Source organism: Wolbachia endosymbiont (group A) of Gymnosoma rotundatum (genome assembly GCF_947250765.1).
GTDB classification, from domain to species: domain Bacteria; phylum Pseudomonadota; class Alphaproteobacteria; order Rickettsiales; family Anaplasmataceae; genus Wolbachia; species Wolbachia pipientis.
Map to the genome: position 1 here is coordinate 116,163 of NZ_OX366347.1, position 19,163 is coordinate 135,325.

14 protein-coding genes and 4 pseudogenes are annotated in these 19,163 nt (G+C 35.8%); 9 read left to right on the forward strand and 9 right to left on the reverse strand.

Annotated elements, in window-relative coordinates:
• The first annotated feature begins 66 nt into the window (after positions 1–66).
• The 3 genes from OOK97_RS00560 to rsmD all read left to right on the forward strand — a co-directional run bounded on the left by OOK97_RS00560 (position 67) and on the right by rsmD (position 5,103).
• Positions 67–3,810 (forward strand): TrbL/VirB6 family protein, encoded by a 3,744-nt coding sequence (locus OOK97_RS00560; RefSeq protein ID WP_264705367.1) that lies wholly within the window; start codon positions 67–69, stop codon positions 3,808–3,810.
• Complete coding sequence (locus tag OOK97_RS00565; RefSeq protein WP_010082417.1) at positions 3,800–4,432, forward strand: WD_0853 family protein; 633 nt, start codon at positions 3,800–3,802, stop codon at positions 4,430–4,432. The genes OOK97_RS00560 and OOK97_RS00565 overlap by 11 nt, the downstream gene beginning before the upstream one ends.
• Before the next feature lie 122 nt (positions 4,433–4,554).
• Positions 4,555–5,103: a 16S rRNA (guanine(966)-N(2))-methyltransferase RsmD gene (rsmD, locus tag OOK97_RS00570; protein ID WP_006280837.1), complete on the forward strand. Its 549-nt coding sequence runs from the start codon at positions 4,555–4,557 to the stop codon at positions 5,101–5,103.
• Here rsmD and OOK97_RS00575 read toward each other — a convergent pair.
• The 3 genes and pseudogenes from OOK97_RS00575 to OOK97_RS00585 form a co-directional block, all read right to left on the reverse strand.
• Positions 5,061–5,375 (reverse strand): annotated as a pseudogene (locus OOK97_RS00575) (hypothetical protein); the annotation flags it as partial. The gene rsmD and the pseudogene OOK97_RS00575 overlap by 43 nt on opposite strands.
• A gap of 22 nt (positions 5,376–5,397) precedes the next feature.
• Positions 5,398–5,988 (reverse strand): COQ9 family protein, encoded by a 591-nt coding sequence (locus tag OOK97_RS00580; RefSeq protein WP_064125504.1) that lies wholly within the window; start codon positions 5,986–5,988, stop codon positions 5,398–5,400.
• A 7-nt stretch (positions 5,989–5,995) separates the two neighbouring features.
• Positions 5,996–7,549: a Mur ligase family protein gene (locus OOK97_RS00585; protein ID WP_264705368.1), complete on the reverse strand. Its 1,554-nt coding sequence runs from the start codon at positions 7,547–7,549 to the stop codon at positions 5,996–5,998.
• Positions 7,550–8,122: 573 nt separating this feature from the next.
• Here OOK97_RS00585 and OOK97_RS00590 point away from each other — a divergent pair.
• Entirely contained in the window at positions 8,123–8,350 is a 228-nt protein-coding gene (locus OOK97_RS00590; RefSeq protein ID WP_264705369.1) for a hypothetical protein, read from the forward strand.
• Here OOK97_RS00590 and OOK97_RS00595 read toward each other — a convergent pair.
• A complete protein-coding gene (locus OOK97_RS00595; RefSeq protein WP_264705370.1) occupies positions 8,286–8,459 on the reverse strand; it encodes a hypothetical protein in 174 nt (57 codons plus the stop codon). The two genes, OOK97_RS00590 and OOK97_RS00595, sit on opposite strands and share 65 nt — an antisense overlap.
• Before the next feature lie 143 nt (positions 8,460–8,602).
• Here OOK97_RS00595 and OOK97_RS00600 point away from each other — a divergent pair, with 143 nt between their 5' ends.
• The 3 genes from OOK97_RS00600 to OOK97_RS00610 are packed head-to-tail and all read left to right on the forward strand — an operon-like array spanning position 8,603 to position 10,366.
• Positions 8,603–8,962, forward strand: coding sequence for a ferredoxin family 2Fe-2S iron-sulfur cluster binding protein (locus OOK97_RS00600; RefSeq protein WP_155969176.1), 360 nt, complete (start codon positions 8,603–8,605; stop codon positions 8,960–8,962).
• 2 nt (positions 8,963–8,964) lie between these two features.
• A complete protein-coding gene (locus OOK97_RS00605) occupies positions 8,965–10,005 on the forward strand; it encodes a hypothetical protein (protein ID WP_155969178.1) in 1,041 nt (346 codons plus the stop codon).
• Positions 9,989–10,366, forward strand: coding sequence for a cytochrome c-type biogenesis protein (locus OOK97_RS00610; protein WP_264705371.1), 378 nt, complete (start codon positions 9,989–9,991; stop codon positions 10,364–10,366). Before OOK97_RS00605 ends, OOK97_RS00610 begins: the two co-directional genes overlap by 17 nt.
• A gap of 494 nt (positions 10,367–10,860) precedes the next feature.
• Here OOK97_RS00610 and OOK97_RS07340 read toward each other — a convergent pair.
• A pseudogene (locus OOK97_RS07340) lies at positions 10,861–10,959 on the reverse strand (transposase); the annotation flags it as partial.
• A pseudogene (locus tag OOK97_RS00615) lies at positions 10,952–11,783 on the reverse strand (IS982 family transposase). The pseudogenes OOK97_RS07340 and OOK97_RS00615, both read right to left, overlap by 8 nt.
• Before the next feature lie 133 nt (positions 11,784–11,916).
• On the opposite strand from OOK97_RS00615, the pseudogene OOK97_RS00620 reads away from it, so the two are divergent.
• Both OOK97_RS00620 and uvrB read left to right on the forward strand, forming a co-directional pair.
• Positions 11,917–12,189, forward strand: a pseudogene (locus OOK97_RS00620) (transposase); the annotation flags it as partial.
• A 395-nt stretch (positions 12,190–12,584) separates the two neighbouring features.
• A complete protein-coding gene (gene uvrB, locus OOK97_RS00625) occupies positions 12,585–14,498 on the forward strand; it encodes an excinuclease ABC subunit UvrB (RefSeq protein ID WP_264705372.1) in 1,914 nt (637 codons plus the stop codon).
• Positions 14,499–14,729: 231 nt separating this feature from the next.
• On the opposite strand, the gene OOK97_RS00630 is transcribed toward uvrB, so the two are convergent.
• The 3 genes from OOK97_RS00630 to OOK97_RS00640 all read right to left on the reverse strand — a co-directional run bounded on the left by OOK97_RS00630 (position 14,730) and on the right by OOK97_RS00640 (position 19,031).
• Entirely contained in the window at positions 14,730–17,237 is a 2,508-nt protein-coding gene (locus OOK97_RS00630; protein ID WP_264705373.1) for a hypothetical protein, read from the reverse strand.
• A gap of 28 nt (positions 17,238–17,265) precedes the next feature.
• Positions 17,266–17,448, reverse strand: a complete 183-nt coding sequence (locus tag OOK97_RS00635; RefSeq protein WP_264705374.1) for a hypothetical protein — start codon at positions 17,446–17,448, stop codon at positions 17,266–17,268.
• 272 nt (positions 17,449–17,720) lie between these two features.
• Positions 17,721–19,031 (reverse strand): hypothetical protein, encoded by a 1,311-nt coding sequence (locus OOK97_RS00640; RefSeq protein ID WP_264705687.1) that lies wholly within the window; start codon positions 19,029–19,031, stop codon positions 17,721–17,723.
• Between the last annotated feature and the right edge of the window lie 132 nt (positions 19,032–19,163).

Sequence of the window (19,163 nt, forward strand, 5' to 3'; positions counted from 1 at the left end):
ACTAATTAAAAAGATATTTTAAGTAAAGTTTTAGAAATTTATTCTGTATTTGGAAAAAGTTTAGATATGCAATCACGTTTAGGCAAATGTTGGTTTAGGGTATTACTTCTTGCAGCTTATGTGCTGATCACAGGTTGTAGTAAAAACGATATGCCTTTTCCAAGGTGTATATCTGCTGACTATTTTGGTCCTAAACCTATTGCAGTAAGCGCTCATTTTTCAAGCGACCACAATGCATTTATTCCAGAAGATGGAGAAGTTGTTGATCCTGAAACTGGTGAAATTAATTATGGTTTTCACCATAACCAAGTGGTGAAGTGGGAGGATACCGGACTCGAAACCAATGGAGATAGTTTACAAGTGCGAGTTAATGGTGCATGGACATCTTGGAGTAATAATAACAAGAAGGAATCTAAAAAAGGCAGTTATACCTTACAAAGCTTGGAGCAGTTAAAATATGCAACTAAATTTGAAGGCAAGTCAGGTGATAATAGTCTACCTGACTTTCACTTAGTTTGTAATGATTACAAACCTAGTGCGCCACAGAAAATTTCAAGTAAGTCTAATCCAAGTTGCACTGTAAAGTGCAAGTGCATTAATGAAGATGATAGCGCAAATACAGTATCACGTGGTGCTCCATGTTGGTTTACCAACGGTCATGGTGCTTATCTTTTGTTTCAAAGGCCTGGTGACGATAGTCCTAACAAAGATTTGAAATCTATGCGCAATCCTTCATCTCCTACTGTACATCTAGGTTACAACTCCGTGGCAGAGAATGGGAGCGGTCTTTTTGCTTTAGAAAGAGATAGCACTAAATTAAAGGACAGGGATTGTGATACGGTGAAATTAGAAAAGGGATGGAAAATATATGTAAAAATATTAGATAGATATTACTTAGATAATGTAGGTGGCTACTCTTTTGAGTTCTTAAGTGGAGTGCAGCAGCCAAGTAGTTTTGGGTTTTTTGATTACATTTATAACTATCTAAAATGTGTATTATTGATTAACGAAAATTGCAAAGAACATTTTAATAGCAATGATCCTGCAGTTGCACAAGCTATGTTCGAAAATATAGCTGAAAAAAGTACGAGCTTTCACAATTTTGTTCTTTCCTTACTTGTTCTATTTGTAATGATTTCATCGCTTCTTTATCTTTTTGGCATGATACGAGAAACTAAGCATGATATGCTCATCAGAATGATGAAAATCACTCTAGTAATAGTGCTTATATCTCCTGGAAGTTTTAGATTTTTCTATGATCATTTTCTCGTTTTATTCATCAAAGGTCTTGAACAATTGATAAGTGTAATTACTAACTTTGCTCCCAACATGAACACCGGAAGTATTGCTCAAGGAGATGAAGCTAAGTTGTTTAGCTTCATGGAGGACATGTTCAATAAATTTTTTGCTTATTCTGTTTGGAAAAAGTTTGCAGCGTTTTTACATTACCAAATGTGGGCAAGCCTTCTTATGATACCGGCAATTTTCATAGGGATTGTACTATACTTCTTGTTGTGCTTGTATGCTTACATAATATTTCTCTCTGGCTTTATGGGTATAGCTTTTCTTATAGCCATTATGCCACTGTTTCTAATTTCTATTTTATTTTCACCGCTGAAAAGTCTATTTGAAGGTTGGATAAAATTCTGCATCAGCTTTTGTTTACAGTCGATTATGATATTTGCTCTCTTGTCATTACTGGCTTCCATTATAATGAATACCTTTTATAGGCAGTTAGGTTTTACTGTATGCTACAATAAATGGTTTGAGGTAAGGTTATGTGCTCCAAAATGGGTGTTTGGTGGTTTTTGTATCGTTGATAAGCAGTACTTTGGTTGGACCCCAGGGCAAATTTTCGTACCTTACACTCTTGGAGAAGCTTCTCCGCTGAACGTAGATAAGAACATAGAAGGTATAGAAAAGATAAGCAGAGAAGATGGTACAATAAAATTTACTGGCGGTGCTGGGTATATCCCTCTTCCACCGGATTACATTGAAAAAGGGTTTCGTTATATAGATTATCCTTTCTTTAACCCAATTCCTGGTACTGAGAAGAATCCAGCAGACCACTATATTGCAGAAAGTGATATGGTAGTTAGTAATGGCTGTAGTGAAAAAGATCTAGTGCGCTTAACAAATAGTTTATCTCATGCATCAGAAAAAGCTGATATCTTATTATTGATTAATAATATAAGTAAAAAGACAGAAATCTATTGTAAGCAGCCAGGAAATGAAAGCAGGTGTACTAATTACAAGGAAATCATAGAAAAAGTAATTCTACAGCCAAGTTTAAAAAGTGAAATAAAGTCTTTAGTGCAAGATATAATTAGACAAGATGGGAGCTGCCAATCACAGAATTTTTATAAGGTAAATAGAAACTATCAAGAAAATAGTGATTACCAAAGGGTGCAAGACATACAGAGAGGTTATTTAATCAATGCAGGGGAAATCTTTATACTATTCTTGCTTTCATTTTTAATGTTCTCCTTACGCACGTTCGTACAACAAATGGGCTCAAGTATAGCTGGTGGTGGATTCAGCGTTTACAATATATCTAGTATGTATTCTAAGCATTCTCCAAGCGCTACTGCACATGGCGACCCAGATGCGTCTTTTGTAAGTCAAATCTTATATTCTGGCAAATCAGCAGTGCAAGATAAAATTGGTGGAGGGTTAGAGTCTTTAGGCAGTTGGGCTACTCATTTACCGGATAGATTAGCTGGAGGTGCAGCTAATCTGCTGGGGAGAGTACCAAGAGTTGGAGGAGTGCTGAAATACGCTATTGATGTGCCACGTAAATTTGTAGGTGCTACTATTGAAGCAACAAAATTTGCAACATCACCTAAAAATGACGTTGATAAACTTGAGGAAAAGATCTACAGGGCATTTGGAGTTGATAAGGAAGATATTACACACAGAAGGATCGGTAAATATTTAGATTATTATAAAGGATACGTAGGATCACATTTGGGCTATACAATAGAAGATGCTATGAAGTTTACTTGGGAGCATGGCCTTGATTCTATAGGAGTTAGCCGTCGTACAGGAGAAAAAGATGGTTATCCAAATAACTTACTTTTTAGAGCAAAATCGCATAGGCAAGATTTCTTGAATAAGCTTCATGATGACACCATAGGCCGTAAGAGAGAACCAGAAAAAGACAATCCTGATCAATCAAATAAGGTAGAACGAGAGTTAGGCACGGAACTAGTAAGAGATAACCATGATCAGCCACTAGAAGAAGGCGACCCTCTTCGACTACGAGGGGGAGGTCAGCCAGATAAGGTAGTACGAGAACTAAGCACAGAACAAGAAGACAAGCCTAATCAACTACAGCATGATCAGCCAACAGAAGAAGATAAGCCTGATCAATCAAATGAAGTGACACGAAATTTAGGCACGGAACCAAAAGGTTCAGATGAAATTGATGATTTTGGATCTGCTTTTGAAGGTATGGAAAAACGTGCTGAAAGAGAAGGCAGAAGAAATCAAGATAAAGTTTACAACCTCTCACCACTTTTTGAAATGAACACTCCAGAAGCTGTAGAAAAACGTGCTGAAAGAGCTAGAAGAAAAGAAGAAAGAGATCGAAAAGACGAAGTTTATAATCTTAAGCCTTTATTTAAAGAACCAAAAAATCCAGAAGAGTACGTTAAGGCACTTTTTGAAATGAATACCCAGGAAGCTATAAAAAAACGTGCTGAAAGAGAGGAAAAAAGAAATCGAGAAGACAGTAAAAGGAAATTACCGGAACCAATGAGGAAACCAGATGCAAAAGGAGATGAGAAGAGGATTGAAGATGAAGACTAATAAAAATTTCAAAGGCCTTGATTATTATAAATTGCAGCAAGACAAAGATGGCAACATAAAGTTAAATGACTACGACGACATTTTAAATGCGCGTAGGGCAAGGGTAGACTTGTTGCGGGATAACACATCACTTGACAAGGATGTCAATTTTGCTAAATTGAATAAAGCTTTGAGTGAGAAATTTGTAGATAATCATAGTTTATTGTCTGAATTTGATAAGGAAGACAAAGAGATTGTACAAGAAAGGATTAAGGTGTTTAGTATTTTAGAAAGTCTTGAAGACCTTAAAAGCGTGAAAAGTGAAGATCTGTTAGAGGTTAGCTTACTGCTGTCAGATCTTAGCTTCATAGAGAGAAATGTTGTACTAAATACCGATCAGAATTCTGATCTAGCAGGATTTAAAAACCTATTTATTGAAAAAAAAGCATCTGGTGAAGAGTATAGTGAAGAAGAATGTAGAGGCTTTCTTGATAATATAGATAAAATCAATACTATAATTAAGTTAGAGTTAGAAAGCAGAATTGAAGGGCTAAATCATGATGAAAAAAATGATCATGATGATTTACAAGATGAGATTGGTCAAGCAATTAATGCAGCAGGCAAATCAGAAAAAGATAACTGATGAGTCTTGTGTTTGTGTTTTTCTTACAAGCGACTCGATAGCTTCTCTCTATTAAACTGCTAAAGCCATATTGACATTAATCATATAGTATAAATAATTAATTATTTTGGAGCTTATTTAATATGCTACGCATCATTGCAGGCAAATATCGCGGAAGAAAAATAACTACAGGCAAGCATTTAGCTGCACGGCCAACTATGAGTATTGTCCGAGAAGCAATATTTAATATGCTTTCCTCAAGAAAACCTATTTATAACTTGAATGTACTTGATTTATTCTGTGGTAGTGGTTCTTTTTCATTTGAAGCGCTTTCTCGCGGCGCTAAACATGCATTTATGGTAGATTCAGATTATTACAATTTGCAATTGCCTAAAAAAACAGCAAAAGATTTTGGAATTACGGACAATGTTACGCTAATTTGCTGCAGTGCTAACTGCTTACCACAACCTATTTCAAAATGTGACATAGTTTTTATAGACCCACCTTACAATAGCAATCTAGTTGAATCAACGTTGAATGGACTAGCTCACTCAGGCTGGTTAAGTGATGATGCATTGATAATTCTAGAGATTAGGAAAAACGAAGATTTTGAGTGCAATAAAAACTTCAGTATAATCTTGGAACGCACCTACGGTATAGCGAGAATAATTTTTCTTTCTCTATTAACTTGAACTTGCATATACTTTTCATTGATGAGTTCCAGTTCTATTTTCGTCAAGTTTCCGGAGAAATTACTTATTCTGTACTGCCCTAGATCAAAATTTTTATTAAATTCAGAGTCTATTAAATATTCATGTGCTTCTTCAATAAATTTATTTTCTTTTTCTTCGTAACTGGTGTATTTTGTTGTACCATTATTATCCTCACAATAAACTAAATGTTCTTTATGATCAGCATGAATATTTTTATTTTCACAAACCTTTTCAGGATCGTGCTCAAGTACTTTTCTACCAACAATCAATAGCTTATAAGAAATTTCCTATGATTCCTTTTAAGCGAGTTTTGAATTTTTGAAATGTCATGACATTGTTGATACGGTTATCAAGAAACGATAAAGTATCCACAAAATCTTCTGAATAATCATTGATAAAAAAAAGTATCGTACTTAAGTACACTCCAGCTAATATTGCTCTTTTTGTATAGTAGTTAAAATCTGTTGATTGGTCATAAATGCCATACCAAATCGCACTAACAGTTCTGTATAAAAGTTTACTAGAAAAATATGTATTTTTTGGTGATACAGAGAATAATAAAACATTTTTTAAAAGTTCTCTATAATTTGGTAGCTTAGCGTAATTTGAAAGGCGTATTTGAATGGCTAACTTTACTCGCTCTCGCACTTTCATATCTTCTAAATTAGAATTCCTTAGTTCAGCTTCCATTGAGCTATTTAAGTCCTCTGCTATGTGCTCCAAAGCGCTATATATTCCATTCTGAAATTTGCAAAAGCTATTAGCTAGATTAAGGTCAGTGCACACCTTTAATAGGGTTTCATCGCTTATCCCTTCAAATGGAATAACCCTAATTAGCTTATCTATTATTAACTTTTGTTCCACAGTAGCATTATACTAAACAACATGTGTGATTGTACCTGAGATTTTCAAACATTCTACAAAATGCTTCACCACGTTCCTCGAAATTTTTCCATTGATCAAAAGAAGCACACGCGGGAGAAAGTAATATTGTTACTTCTTCTGCGCTATTTAAGGCCTCTTCAAAAGCCAATCTGAATGCATCTTCTAGATTGCAACATTTAACATAATCTACTTTATTCTCCATAACATTTGCAAAAGCTTCGGTTGATTCTCCAATAAGAAAAGCTTTTCTAACCCTTGTAAAATGCTTGCTTAATGATTCTATTCCACCTTTTTTGCTTCTTCCACCAACGATCCAATTTATGTTTTCATAAGATAAGATCGCCTTTTCGCTCGACTTTGCATTAGTTGCTTTGCTATCGTTCACGAAAAACACATTTCTTATTTTGCCAAGCAGTTCATTCCTATGCCTCAGTCCTGAAAAGGACTTGATTCCATTGATAATAGTGTTGCTATCTACTCCAAGTACCTTACATACGGCATATGCGGCTGCTATGTTTTCTGCGTTGGAAATTAAATTTATTTTCACGTCGCTTACTGATAAGCTATGATTCTCTAGTTTTAACGAGATCTTCTGGATCCCAGTGCCCCTTTTGTCATCCAAGTAGCTGACACTGGGATCCAGATAATTTCGATCTATACCAGTAATCTGTTCACTATAATCAAGCAAATTGTTACCTGCCAATGATATTAGATCTCTTGCACCACCCTCTGTCATCTGAGTAGTTGGCAATGGTTTTTCTTTTCTGGATTCCAGCGTCACGCGCTGGAATGACATCGGGGAATATGTTACTGAGATTGGAATTTTGTCTCCAGTGAATTTGTTGAATATATCAGCAGTAATCTCATTGTCACATCCTATTACGGCAACCTCACTACCGTTTATCAGTTTTAATTTAGTTGCTATGTAGTTCTCCATACTTCCATGCCTATCTATGTGATCTGGTGTAATATTGAGCAGTGCTGAAATGTCCACGTTAATTTCATTCATCAACTCCAATTGAAAAGAGGAGAGTTCGATTACATAAATTTCTGCATCTCTTTCTAGATCCAAAACAGGAACGCCTAAATTTCCACCAATAGCTACTTTTTTCCCTGCAGATTTTAATATGTGCCCTATTAGTGATGTAGTGGTTGATTTACCATTTGTTCCTGTGACGCCTATTACCTTCTGGTTTGTAGTTTTAGCTTCAAGAAATAGCTCAATGTCTGATTTTATTTTGCAATCAAAACTTCTTGCAAGTTTTACTATCCAATGTGGCTCTGTTGGCACTCCAGGGCTTAAAACCAATGCACTGATCTCATGCCAATTGTATTCCTTGGGATGAATAAAATTACATTTTTTATACATCATTTTTGCATTTGCTATTTGCTCTTCATGATCATCCCATGCATATATTCTTGCACCACTCTTTGTTAGAGCGTTAATGGCGGATAAACCAGTTTTACCAAGACCAAAAACCGCAACGTTTTGATTTTTGTATTTGTTTAGTTGCACTGCTAGATAACTTATGCGAACCATTTTATAAAGATATCGTACAAACTACAACAGACTTCTTGCATAGGTCACAACTGTCATTCAATAGAAACGAAAAAACTTACTTGACACCCTCCGCCAGTCCCCTTATCATGAAACTGAAGCTATTTATTTATCTTCTCTGTACAGATTAAATGACAAAAAAACTCACGTATCTGGCGTCTCATGTTTAATTTTTTGCACTATGTGCACCTTATGTCTTTATAAAATTTCTAGGTTTTTACCTAATATAAGCTAAAATGCGCTTATAAAGCATTTAAAACATAAAAAAACGCCAACTTAAAAAATGGATAGTGAATAATTAGCTACCCTAGGGTTTCTTTTGCCTTTTTTTCTGTTTAGTAAATTTCTTAACGTTTATAATTTAGATTAGTTGCGGTTTAAAAGCAACTGAATCGCGGTTATTAAGTGTTTAGAATAAAAAAACGCCATACTTGAAAGTATAATGTAAGTAATTAGCCAACCACGGGGCTTCTTTTGCCTTTTTTCATTTGGTAAATTTCTTAATATTTATGGCTAAACGACAATCGTCATCCCGCTGCTTGTTAGCGGGATCTCTTGTTAGCGGCTGAGATACCGCGAATGAATCGCGGTATGACGGTTCGCGGCGGTATGACGGTTCGCGACGGCGTGACGATAAGCTCGTTATCCCGCTGCTTGTTAGCGGCTAAGAGATACCGCGGCAGTATGACGGTTAAGTGGGGTGTCATCCCAGTGTCAGCTACTCGGATGACAGGAGAAGGAGGCTACTTGCATGACACCATTCTTTTTTCTGGATCCAAGTAATCAGGGCACTGGGATGACAAGAAGAGGGCACTGCCATCATAAAGGAACCAGTGTCAGCTACTTGAATGACATCATAGGGGCGCTGGGATGACACCCTGACAATCGTCATCCCGCTGCTTGTTAGCGGGATCTATGCTAAAGGAGATACTTGGATAACAAGAAATATAGGCACTGGAATTGCAAAGAGTTTGCAAATATTAGTTATTACCTGTAGGATATAGAGAAATTAGTAAGGATTTTAATAGGAATAATATGCCATCTGTTACTTTTATTTTACCTGATGGGAGTAAGAAAAGTTATGAAGCTGCAGAGGGAGAAACTCTGCTCAATTTAGCCCATAGAAGTGATCCAGATCTGCTTGAAGGTGCATGTGAAGGCTCTCTTGCTTGTTCTACATGCCACGTGATTGTTGATCCAAAATCTTATGATGCTGTAGAAACGCATAATCCCATATCTGATGAGGAAAATGATATGTTAGACCTAGCTTTCGGCTTAACAGAGACATCAAGACTTGGGTGCCAAATAAAAATCACAAAAGATATCGACGGCTTGTGTGTAACCATACCAAGGGGTACAAGAAATATATCATTGGATAAACAGGGGAGTGATTAGCTATGCGTAAGATTTTTATCTATATTATCATCTCTTTACTTTTGTTTATTCCTGTAGCGTATAGTGGTTTTTGGTATTTTTCTGCATGTAAGGTAAAAAATCTTTTAGCTGAAACAATACTATACATTAACGACGAAAAATTTGATATTTCACATGATTTTAGTGGATTTCCTTCTAACCTAATTTTTCGTGTGACAAACCCAAAATTTTCCAATGAGCAATTAACCATCTCATCTGATGCTTTATTGATAAAAAATAGATTGTTTGATAAATCAGTATATATCTACATACCAAGCAATGAAGTCAATATTGCTGTTCATGGTGATGAGAAAAAGAATATAAAATGCCACACAAACGATAGCAGCCACTTTGTTGTTAGACTAAACGATTTACCATCTTCATTGCGATTCAACAAAAATAGTACCGTGATAGACTATATAGATACACTTCGTTACGAAGATTATGGATTAAAATGTGATGTTTTAGAAAATCAGCAAAGTGTTATAACTGAAGTGAATGATAAAAGCAATTACATTCAATTTCACCTCGATAAAGAACCAAGTGGAAATACTAAACTAGGATTTGATTTTTATACTTATCGGTATAAAAATACTGCAAGTCCTGAAAGTTACCTTAGTATCGACACTAAATTTGATTACGAATTTGTAAACCACATCTCAGCTTCCAGAATTAATTTCAACATAGAGAAATTTTTAATTCAAAGTAATAATTTTTCTCTTGCTGCAGATGGTGGAGTGCGAAATTATAATTTGGTTACGTCTTCATTTAAAGACAAAATCAACGTGGCTATATCAAATTATAAAGAATTAATCTCGTTTATGATTGGTGACTCAAAAACTTCAGATGCGTTTGAAAAATTAATGTCTTCCTTATCAGAAAAAACAACTGATGATGGTATTCAATTTTCAATAAAGTACGATGATGATGTAGGGTCAAGCTTTATTGGAAAGTTATCCACCACTGATTTTATGAACCAGCTCAGTAAAATAACCCAATTAACCAAGGATGAGAGCAGTAGTTAGTTTACTTTTCATATTGATATTCCACTCAGGCGTAAACGCTTTTACTCTGGATAATAAACTCAGAGATAAAAGCATGGAAAAACGAGCAACAAGTTTATTTGAAATAATAAGGTGTCCAATATGTTCTGGCGAATCATTGTCTGAATCTGGATCTCAGATCGCGTATGATATGCGAGAAGCAATTCGTAAAAAAATCAATGATGGATACACAGATGAAGAGATAATCTTAGAGTTAAAAAATTCTTACGGCAATTCAATTATAATCGTACCACCTAGCACTTACATTTTGTGGTTTATTCCACTTACAACTCTGCTTATTGGGTGTTTTTTAATACAAAGATACATCAATACAACCACTTAAACCTTTTATATATAGCTAAAGTGACTTAGGTTCTCTAATTGCACATAAGTCAACAATAATTTTCACACAAATCAAAACAGCATATCTTCTCCATGATCCTTGGTAATTTTACATAAGTTAAAAGTAGCATATGGTTCTCTCCGCGGTCTGAGATGACAATAAATTTGTCAAGCCGCATCATACTTGTTAGGCGGAAGTGGACGGCAACATATTTACCACGAAGTCTAACTAAGTTCTTGCTTGTCCCTTCCATCGGCATTGCTATCTTTATTTTCAATAAAATTATTGTCCTATGCTCTTTTGATGTTTATTGATAATAAAATTCTGTTTTATCAACCAACATCCTATGCATAATTACAGCTAATTTTCTTGCTACTGCTACAATTGCTTTTTTCATTCCTTTTTTCTTCGCAACCCCAGTTTTTTAATTTAAATGTCCTCTTGGTAACTGTAAGCATTGTTTGTGCAGCTTCATATAACATACTTCTACATTCCGCTGGTCCCATCTTTGATATGCTGCCATGCCGATCAACTTTTCCAGAAGAATATTGCCTTGGTGTCAACCCTATATACCCCAGTTGCGGATTAGCCAACGAAGTAAAGCTTAGAAATGCAGCGGCTGCATGGAATATGAAACAAGCGTAGAAAAAATGTGTACCAAAAAATTTATCGGTGATCTGTGGCGAGTATGCTCAATCTCAAATTTGTTTTTCAGAGAGCCAAAAACTGTCTCAATAATCGATCTTTTTCTTAACAAAATCTTCTCATTTAGCACCATTAATGAGTTTTTCATACCCTTTTTATACTGGTTACAAGCTTTAACCCTCTATCGAATAATTCGTGAAAAAGATCTTTTTTGATATATCCTTTATCTCTAAACAATAATCCAGTCAATTTCTGAGTTAAATTTGGCACAGGTATCAACGTTGCCTTTTGTCACCGTAACCCCTTGAATTTCGCCAGTTTCGTTGATTACTAGATGTACCGAAAAACCACCCATAAGTAGTCTTTCCAATCTTTGCCAACCCTTTGAAAACTTTGTTTCTCGAGGTCCTTTTTGGATGGCAAACAGCGATAGATTATGTACGAAATCCCTGTCACTTTTGACTGTTCGCAAAACCATTGCATTAAGAGCGCTAAATACCATAAAACCCGCGATTTTAACCTGATAAACCTACTATAGGATGGCAATTTTGGAAACGCTGATTCGTATAATAATTTCAAATAATGCACATAGAAAATTTTAAAATTGTCGCACTTGATATAGCAATATTATGGTAAAAATCTCTGAATGCGTAATCTCTGGCGTCCTGGTTGGTTTTTTGCCACTTGGTAGAAGTTTTTCTGCAAAATTTTCATCGACTGTATTGCAAAAATCATCGACTATACAAAAGATTTCTGTTACTTTCTCTTTCATTGGTAACCTCCTATTTTAGGAATGAATATCAAATACCTTGGAGTTTACCCTATTTCCTTACCTTTTCTATTTTTTCTAATTTACAACTGGGGTTAGCAGTGCTGTGAGAATGGTTGAAAGCGCAAAAGAAAACCTCTCGGAAGTTAAAAATATACTGGTCGATGCAGGTTATACAGGAGAAAATTTTGCAACTAAAATAAAAACGATTATTGGAGCAACTGTAGAAGTAATAAAACGAAGTGAATTACATTCCTTTGCTGTATTGCCACAAAGATGGGTTGTAGAGCGATCTTTCGCTTGGTTAGAAAAATGCAGACGATTGTGGAAAAATTGCGAGCGAAAACTTAACACTAGCCTACAAATGGTCGTTCTTTCCTTCATTTCTCTTCTATTGAGAAGATTTTAAACAGGTTCTAAATCTTTATTTTAAAAATGTCATATTGACCACCGGTACCTGAAAATACTATTCCAATTGATCAGAGCTATCCATTTCCTTAATTTTTGTAACGTTGTCATAGGAGTACTATAACTTTAGTATCAACTATGCTTTATTGTTTTTGCATCTAAAAAAATTTAGCTTATTCAAGCAGCATTTTGCCTTTTTTTGGATGTAGGGATTTTTTAGGAATTGTCTTCTTGAATTCTATGGTATTTTGTTTAACATTGAAACAAGATTCCAGTATCAGCTACTTGCATGACATTGTTGGTTAATGTTTTATGGCTTTACGATAGCTATACAACTTATCTTAAAAGCAATATAGTGTTTACTATACAATGAATCAAAGATAGTAAGTAAAGTCTATGGAATTTCAAATCGCTACACATTTTCAACCGGCTGGGGATCAACCACAGGCAATCGATAGCTTAATTGCAGGGCTAAATAGTAATAAAAGAGATCAGGTTTTGCTTGGAGTTACTGGTTCTGGGAAAACTTTTACTATGGCAAATGTTATTGCAAGAACAAATAGGCCTGCATTAATTATGGCACACAATAAAACTTTAGCAGCACAGCTTTATGAGGAAATGAAAGGATTGTTTCCCCATAATGCTGTTGAATACTTCATTTCTTATTATGATTATTATCAACCTGAAGCCTATTTACCACAAACTGATACTTATATCGAAAAAGATTCTGCAATTAACGAAAGAATTGAGATGCTGCGTTATTCCACCGTCTGCTCCCTTTTGGAGCGCAGGGATACGATCGTAGTTGCCAGTGTTTCCTGCATATACGGTCTTGGTTCGCCTGAGAGCTACCGCAGCATGATCATACCGCTTAGTGTTGGAAATAAAATTCGTATTAATGATTTCCTGAGCAACTTAACTGATCTTCAATACAAGCGCTCTGATGCCAGGTTTGAGAGAGGATATTTCAGAGTGCGCGGCGATATTGTTGATATATTTCCTTCCCATTATGAAAATAAAGCTTGGCGTTTATCGTTATTTGGCGATGAAATAGAAGAAATTTCTGAAGTTGATGCTATAACGGGCAATGTTACCAAAGGCGTAAATAAAATCACCATTTTTCCAAATAGCTATTACATAACCCCGCGTGAGGCTTTGTTGCAGGCAATTGAACTAGTCAAAAAAGAGCTGCATGAACGCTTGGATTATTACTACTCGCAAAACAAGATTGTTGAAGCAAAGCGCCTCGAGCAACGCACTAATTTTGATATCGAAATGATGAGAACAACAGGAATATGTAAAGGTATTGAAAATTATTCGCGTTATCTCTATGGAATGGAAGCTGGGGATCCACCACCTACTTTGTTTGAATATTTACCCAAAGACGTAATTTTATTTGTTGATGAGAGTCATGTCACCGTTCCTCAGGTTGGTGCGATGTACAGTGGTAATGAGGCGCGTAAAAAGAAATTGATCGACTATGGCTTCAGGCTCCCTTCCGCTTTTGATAATCGTCCATTAAAATTTGAAGAGTGGGAGGGAGTTAGGCCGCAGACTGTTTACATTTCAGCCACTCCAGGAAAGTATGAGTTGGCAAAGACCAATAATGTATTTATAGAGCAAGTTATCCGTCCAACAGGGCTTACAGACCCAATCTGCATTGTAAAACCAATAGAGAGTCAAATTGATGATGTAATTCATGAGGCACAAGTGACAATAGGGAAGGGATTTTGTGTTTTAATCACTACATTGACGAAAAAAATGGCTGAAAATTTAGCTGAATATATGAGTGAATTGAATATGAGAGTGAGTTATTTGCATTCTGATATTGCTGCGCTGGAGAGAATAGAAATTATATACAAATTGAGATCTAAAGAAATCGATGTTTTAGTAGGTGTTAACTTGCTGAGGGAAGGTCTTGATATTCCAGAGTGTGGGTTGGTTGCAATTTTGGATGCTGATAAAGAAGGATTTTTGCGATCGGAAACTTCATTAATTCAAACGATCGGTCGTGCTGCGCGTAATGCTGAAGGTAGAGTAATTTTGTATGCAGATAAAATCACTGGTTCTCTGGACCGTGCATTAAGAGAGACCGAAAGAAGAAGAAAAAAACAAGAAGAACATAATATATTGCACAATATTGTCCCAAAGACTATAATAAAACCTATATCAAACACCTTACAGGAGAGGGCAATAGCAGAACCGAAAGTAAATACTAATAAGGATGATTTGAGAAAGCAAATGATAGAGCATGCTAAAAATTTAGAATTTGAAGAAGCAGCAAGAATAAAAAAATTATTGCAAGGTTAAGTAATATATGATGCTATGGGCATAGTATAAAAATGTAAATAATTTTATTGATATCTTTATATTAATACTTTTTAAATATTTAGTACCGCGCAATATCTGCAATGGATGAGAAAAATTAACACCAGTGCCTTTAGGGTCAGAGACTTTGGCCCCAACCCTAATAAAACACTTAGGTGGCTGAGAGTAGTGGATTAGATAATAAACCTAAGTTAGTTTCCAAAAAGTCCCTTACTATTTTGATATTCCAGTTTTGTGGAGCTTTTTGCAGAGTCCTTCGGAATCGGAATCAGAAAAATTTGAGTGTGGTGAACCTGCTTCCTCTTCAGACGATGAACTACTGCTTCCGCTTTTCGGAAATTTGTTTGTTGAATTACCTTCACCTACAGGCGATTGAGACCTACGTTTTAGCAATCTTCTTCCAGTATTCTCACAATCCATAGACTCATAACCACTTGTTGTTGCCTCAGCTTTAGAGCTTACGTTTTCAGCATCAGTTACGAACCCGGAAGAGTAACCGCTGTCTTTATTATCTTCGGGCTTCATCTTTTCAGCTTTTGATATACCTTTAGCAGGCCATTGCTCTTTCCTAAACGACTCTACTTCCGAACCATCATAATCACGGTTAATCCAGTATCCACCTTCGTCTTTTGTAATTGAAATATATTCTAATACGCTTTCATCGGGATAACAGGTTGTAATTGCTTTTTTAGGGGATAACCCATGTTCTCGCACCTGGGAATTTACCCATTCGTCCTTTTTAGATTTCACATACTTTTCGACGATGTTAATGTCGATATCTTTTATTTCTACTTTTCCCTCATGCTCCTGACTAAAAAGTTCTTTTAAGTTAAGTAAGGCACCACGACTTATATTAGCAACAACTGTTGTTTCTTGGTTTTCCTCACAACTAGAAAGAAATTTAAATGGAAACTCATTGAGATCATAGGCTTCTTCCTTATTGACACGATACTCTTCTTTCGTTTTATCTATTATCTCCTGTAAATATTCTTTTACATCAACACCATCATCAATAAAACTAGCAATCTTCCCATTTTCTGCAATAAAGTTAGTATGAGGAGGATCCAAAGCATAATTATTTAAGTTAAACCAATAAAGCAATGCTTTAAACAACTTTTCTTCTTCCTTAGTAACTTGCTGTTTTTCAGGTTCCTCATTAGAAACCTCAGGATTTAAGAATGTTGAATCATCCCATGCTGTAGGAAAAGGAGTCAATGATGGCCTATATCTCACTTGCTGATCCCGAATCTCTATTGGCATACTTTCATCAGCACCTTTCGATGATGAAGGTCTACTCTGTGTCCATGATAAACCACTAGGTCCTGGTTGGGTAAACTGCGTTGACGACGTCCATTTATTTCCGGACGTGCTTTGTGATAACAAAGGGTTCATTGGCTGAGACCAAGTACTAGGTCCTGCTTGCACATTTTGAGCAGCACTTACACATTTCTCTGTACCCTGACTAACTGCAGTATAACTCAAATGTGAACGTGGCAAGAATTCTCCACTCGTTCCAGGAACATCTAACTTTTTGTGCAGCATAAAAGATTCTTCCAACCCTTGCCTGGGAGACTCTCCTAATCCTACACCCTGACTCCGCGTGGGAGACTCCTGTTTCAGTGATGGTTCAGTTAATAGCTTTCGAGGAAGCTCAGGGTCAATGGCCAGTTCATGGTCTTTATTGATTACAGAGCTTTCCATGATTTTGCTCAATACACAATACGAGATTTCCTTATCATAAAAATTTATACCATATACTCCTTTCTTATAACCTTCTCCTAGTAATTCTGTTAACTGTTTCTTAGTGATACAATCATCAACATTATGCAATACAGAATAACCAAATACCTTATTGATATTTTTTGCCTCTTTTTGAGTCAGTGATCTAAAGCTCCCATCGAAACTTTGCACAACAGGTATAAGAACTGAATTGTCTTTACTACCTAAATAGGATGCATGAAAGATTATGTAAATTGGAATACTTGATTTAACATGAACCAAGTCAGTTATTTTATCCTTTATTGCTTCAACATATTCATCCTCATTGCTAGGAACTTGAAGATGACGCCCCATGAGCCATAAATTACGCTCTATCATGCTATCAATGAGTGGAATATTATTTTTGAATATATCTTTAACATATACACAATTACCTTCAACTTTAAGGAGGCTTGAAGAAACGTTATTATGGCTTTCAATTTCTGACCGGAACAATTCTATAAACTTATCTCTTACTTCTTTATCTCGAAAATCTGTACAGTATAGATAATGCCTGCGATCAAACTTCATAGACCTTGTCAAATCTTCTAAATATCCTACGCCAAAAATTTCTCCAAGTTCTTCTTCAATGTTACTTGCAAATGAAGATATTAAGTAGCATTTTAAATTAAAAATTGTGCCATCCTCTATCGGAGCAACATATCTCATACCTTTCTTGCTAGGCTGCAATTTTCCTTTCCCCAAATTAAATGGAAAGGACTCAATATCAAAAGCTATACCTGCACCCTTTTCAGTTTCATAAAACCTTTCTACTACTTTATTTTTAAAGTCATTCATATAACTCACGCATTGCTCAGCATTCATGTTTTTATCAAATTTAATGACAATAAAATCTCCATTCCATCTACTTTCTAGAATAAGATTAGTATCAATAATGCGATAAAAACGATTATCAAAATTAAATGCTTCAACCAGCTTTTTAGTCATCTTATTTTTAGGCATAACCCCCCCTACAAATTACCACAAACTTTTAACTTTTACTGCTACATTGACCACTAGACTGATTTTGCTTTCTTTTCTCCTCCTCCAGCTTTTTCCATTTTGCACTAAAGTCATCAATCCTCCTTGGATCCACCCTGTCTAAGTAAACTTTTCCCCCTCCTGGTTTAGTATCATCACCATATTTTGGTTTAACGTAATTATCTTTTGGCATATTTACCCCCGGTAAAAATATTATGTAACTAATATACTAAAAATAAAATTAAGTGGAAGCACTTTTTTATATTTTTTTTCAAAAAATTTTATTCACTCTTTTTCATAAAATTCAGTTTTCTAGATTCCAACGTCACGCGCTGGAATGACACCTGTATTTCTCTTTGCCATCAATCCCTACTCTTTAATGTCATACCAGTACCTCTTTTTCTTGTCATCCCAGTGCCCAGACACTGGGATCCAGTCTCTTTTGTCATCTAAAGCTAACACTAGCTATCCCCTCGATGGTGCTTTTTCTGGTGCCTTTCCTATTGAATCCACATGATTATTAACTTTTACACCATCAATCAATCTTTTTGGTGGTTGAGCATCACCCACAGAACTCTGCTGAGCAGCACTAGCATTAGACTTTCCATTATCATTAATTCCTGATGGAGCTTGAAAATGATCAACTGTAAGGTTGCGCCACTCTTTTTGCATCTTTGTTCCCGTATTCTTAGACCTGAAACCTTTTTTACGCTCCCCCGCCTCTGGCTCCTTTGGAGCTTCCTGTTTAAGTGCAGGTTCAGTTTTCTTCGGTTCCTCCGGCTTCGCTTTTTTCTCTTCTTTGTCCACTTTTTGTTTTTGTGAATTTTCATGATATTTTCTTTCAAGCTCAGCAAGACGCAATAGATGTTTCAAAGGATCTGACACAATTTCAAGTTCTGGTTTGCTCAGAGGGACTGGCCTTACAAATCCGGGTGAAACTTCAAAAAGGGAAACTGGCACAGCGGGCTTTTCTCTTTCGTCTACCTTTATTTCTACGTCTTTATGAACTTCTTTATTTTCTTCCTTTAATGATGTTTTTTCTGCTTTTTTATCTTCTTTTTCTGTAGATGCCTCTACCGCAGCCGCCAACTCAACTCCAAACATCTCTGCGAACATTGTAACAATCCATCCGACAACGGCCATTTGTAACCTGAGTTTCAGATCTTGCAATGCAGTTAATCTTTCTAACGCCCTTGCAAACTCTTCTTCTGATAACTCACCACTGCCTAATTTTTCCTGCAATTCTTTTATCTCTTTGTCCAACCTCTGATTGAAACTTAAATCGCGTGCAAAAATCTTCTTGATTAACTCCTTAAGCTTGTCACGCATAAATTTAATTATCGAAAGAAGCCAATTTTTTTCTTTCTTCTCCTTGAGCATTTGGTAGATTTTCGGATCATCTACATCTACTTCAAAAAGGGTAAAGAGAGATTCAAAGAAATTCCAGAAATCTCCGAGTACTCTTCCTTTTTCACCAGTGAAGTAATCCTCATCATCACCTTCTCCGATATGTAGCTCTGCTTGAGATGATATTTCATCGACACAACTAGAAGCCTGACGCTCACACTCGAGCCTCCTGAGCAAATCTTGTCTGGTGAGCTCCTCTATGGCTGCTTTTAGTTCATTTAGCTTCTGCTCTGCAGAGAAATCTTGCTCCCTGATTTTTCCTTGGAAGATTGAGCTACCGTTTCCGTTATTATCTGAAAAATTTTCCATTATTTTTGCCCCCTCAATAAAATTACTGCCTTTGTTGTTACCTGAAAAGCTTTCCACCATTTTTACTTCCTTCATAAAACTTAATAATTTAATTCTACAGTACTAAATATTTAAGAACTATTAATGTAAAGATGTCAATAAAATTATTTACATTTTTACACTATATATATATTATATCATGTGCTATTTAAC

What these genes read in the sequence shown, in the direction of transcription:
- OOK97_RS00560 (WP_264705367.1), top strand. Translation starts at nt 67, where the DNA reads ATGCAATCACGTTTAGGCAAATGTTGGTTTAGGGTATTACTTCTTGCA.
- OOK97_RS00565 (WP_010082417.1), top strand. Translation starts at nt 3,800, where the DNA reads ATGAAGACTAATAAAAATTTCAAAGGCCTTGATTATTATAAATTGCAG.
- rsmD (WP_006280837.1), top strand. Translation starts at nt 4,555, where the DNA reads ATGCTACGCATCATTGCAGGCAAATATCGCGGAAGAAAAATAACTACA.
- OOK97_RS00585 (WP_264705368.1), bottom strand. Translation starts at nt 7,549, where the DNA reads ATGGTTCGCATAAGTTATCTAGCAGTGCAACTAAACAAATACAAAAAT.
- OOK97_RS00595 (WP_264705370.1), bottom strand. Translation starts at nt 8,459, where the DNA reads ATGACGATTGTCAGGGTGTCATCCCAGCGCCCCTATGATGTCATTCAA.
- OOK97_RS00600 (WP_155969176.1), top strand. Translation starts at nt 8,603, where the DNA reads ATGCCATCTGTTACTTTTATTTTACCTGATGGGAGTAAGAAAAGTTAT.
- OOK97_RS00605 (WP_155969178.1), top strand. Translation starts at nt 8,965, where the DNA reads ATGCGTAAGATTTTTATCTATATTATCATCTCTTTACTTTTGTTTATT.
- OOK97_RS00610 (WP_264705371.1), top strand. Translation starts at nt 9,989, where the DNA reads ATGAGAGCAGTAGTTAGTTTACTTTTCATATTGATATTCCACTCAGGC.
- uvrB (WP_264705372.1), top strand. Translation starts at nt 12,585, where the DNA reads ATGGAATTTCAAATCGCTACACATTTTCAACCGGCTGGGGATCAACCA.
- OOK97_RS00630 (WP_264705373.1), bottom strand. Translation starts at nt 17,237, where the DNA reads ATGCCTAAAAATAAGATGACTAAAAAGCTGGTTGAAGCATTTAATTTT.
- OOK97_RS00635 (WP_264705374.1), bottom strand. Translation starts at nt 17,448, where the DNA reads ATGCCAAAAGATAATTACGTTAAACCAAAATATGGTGATGATACTAAA.
- OOK97_RS00640 (WP_264705687.1), bottom strand. Translation starts at nt 19,031, where the DNA reads ATGGTGGAAAGCTTTTCAGGTAACAACAAAGGCAGTAATTTTATTGAG.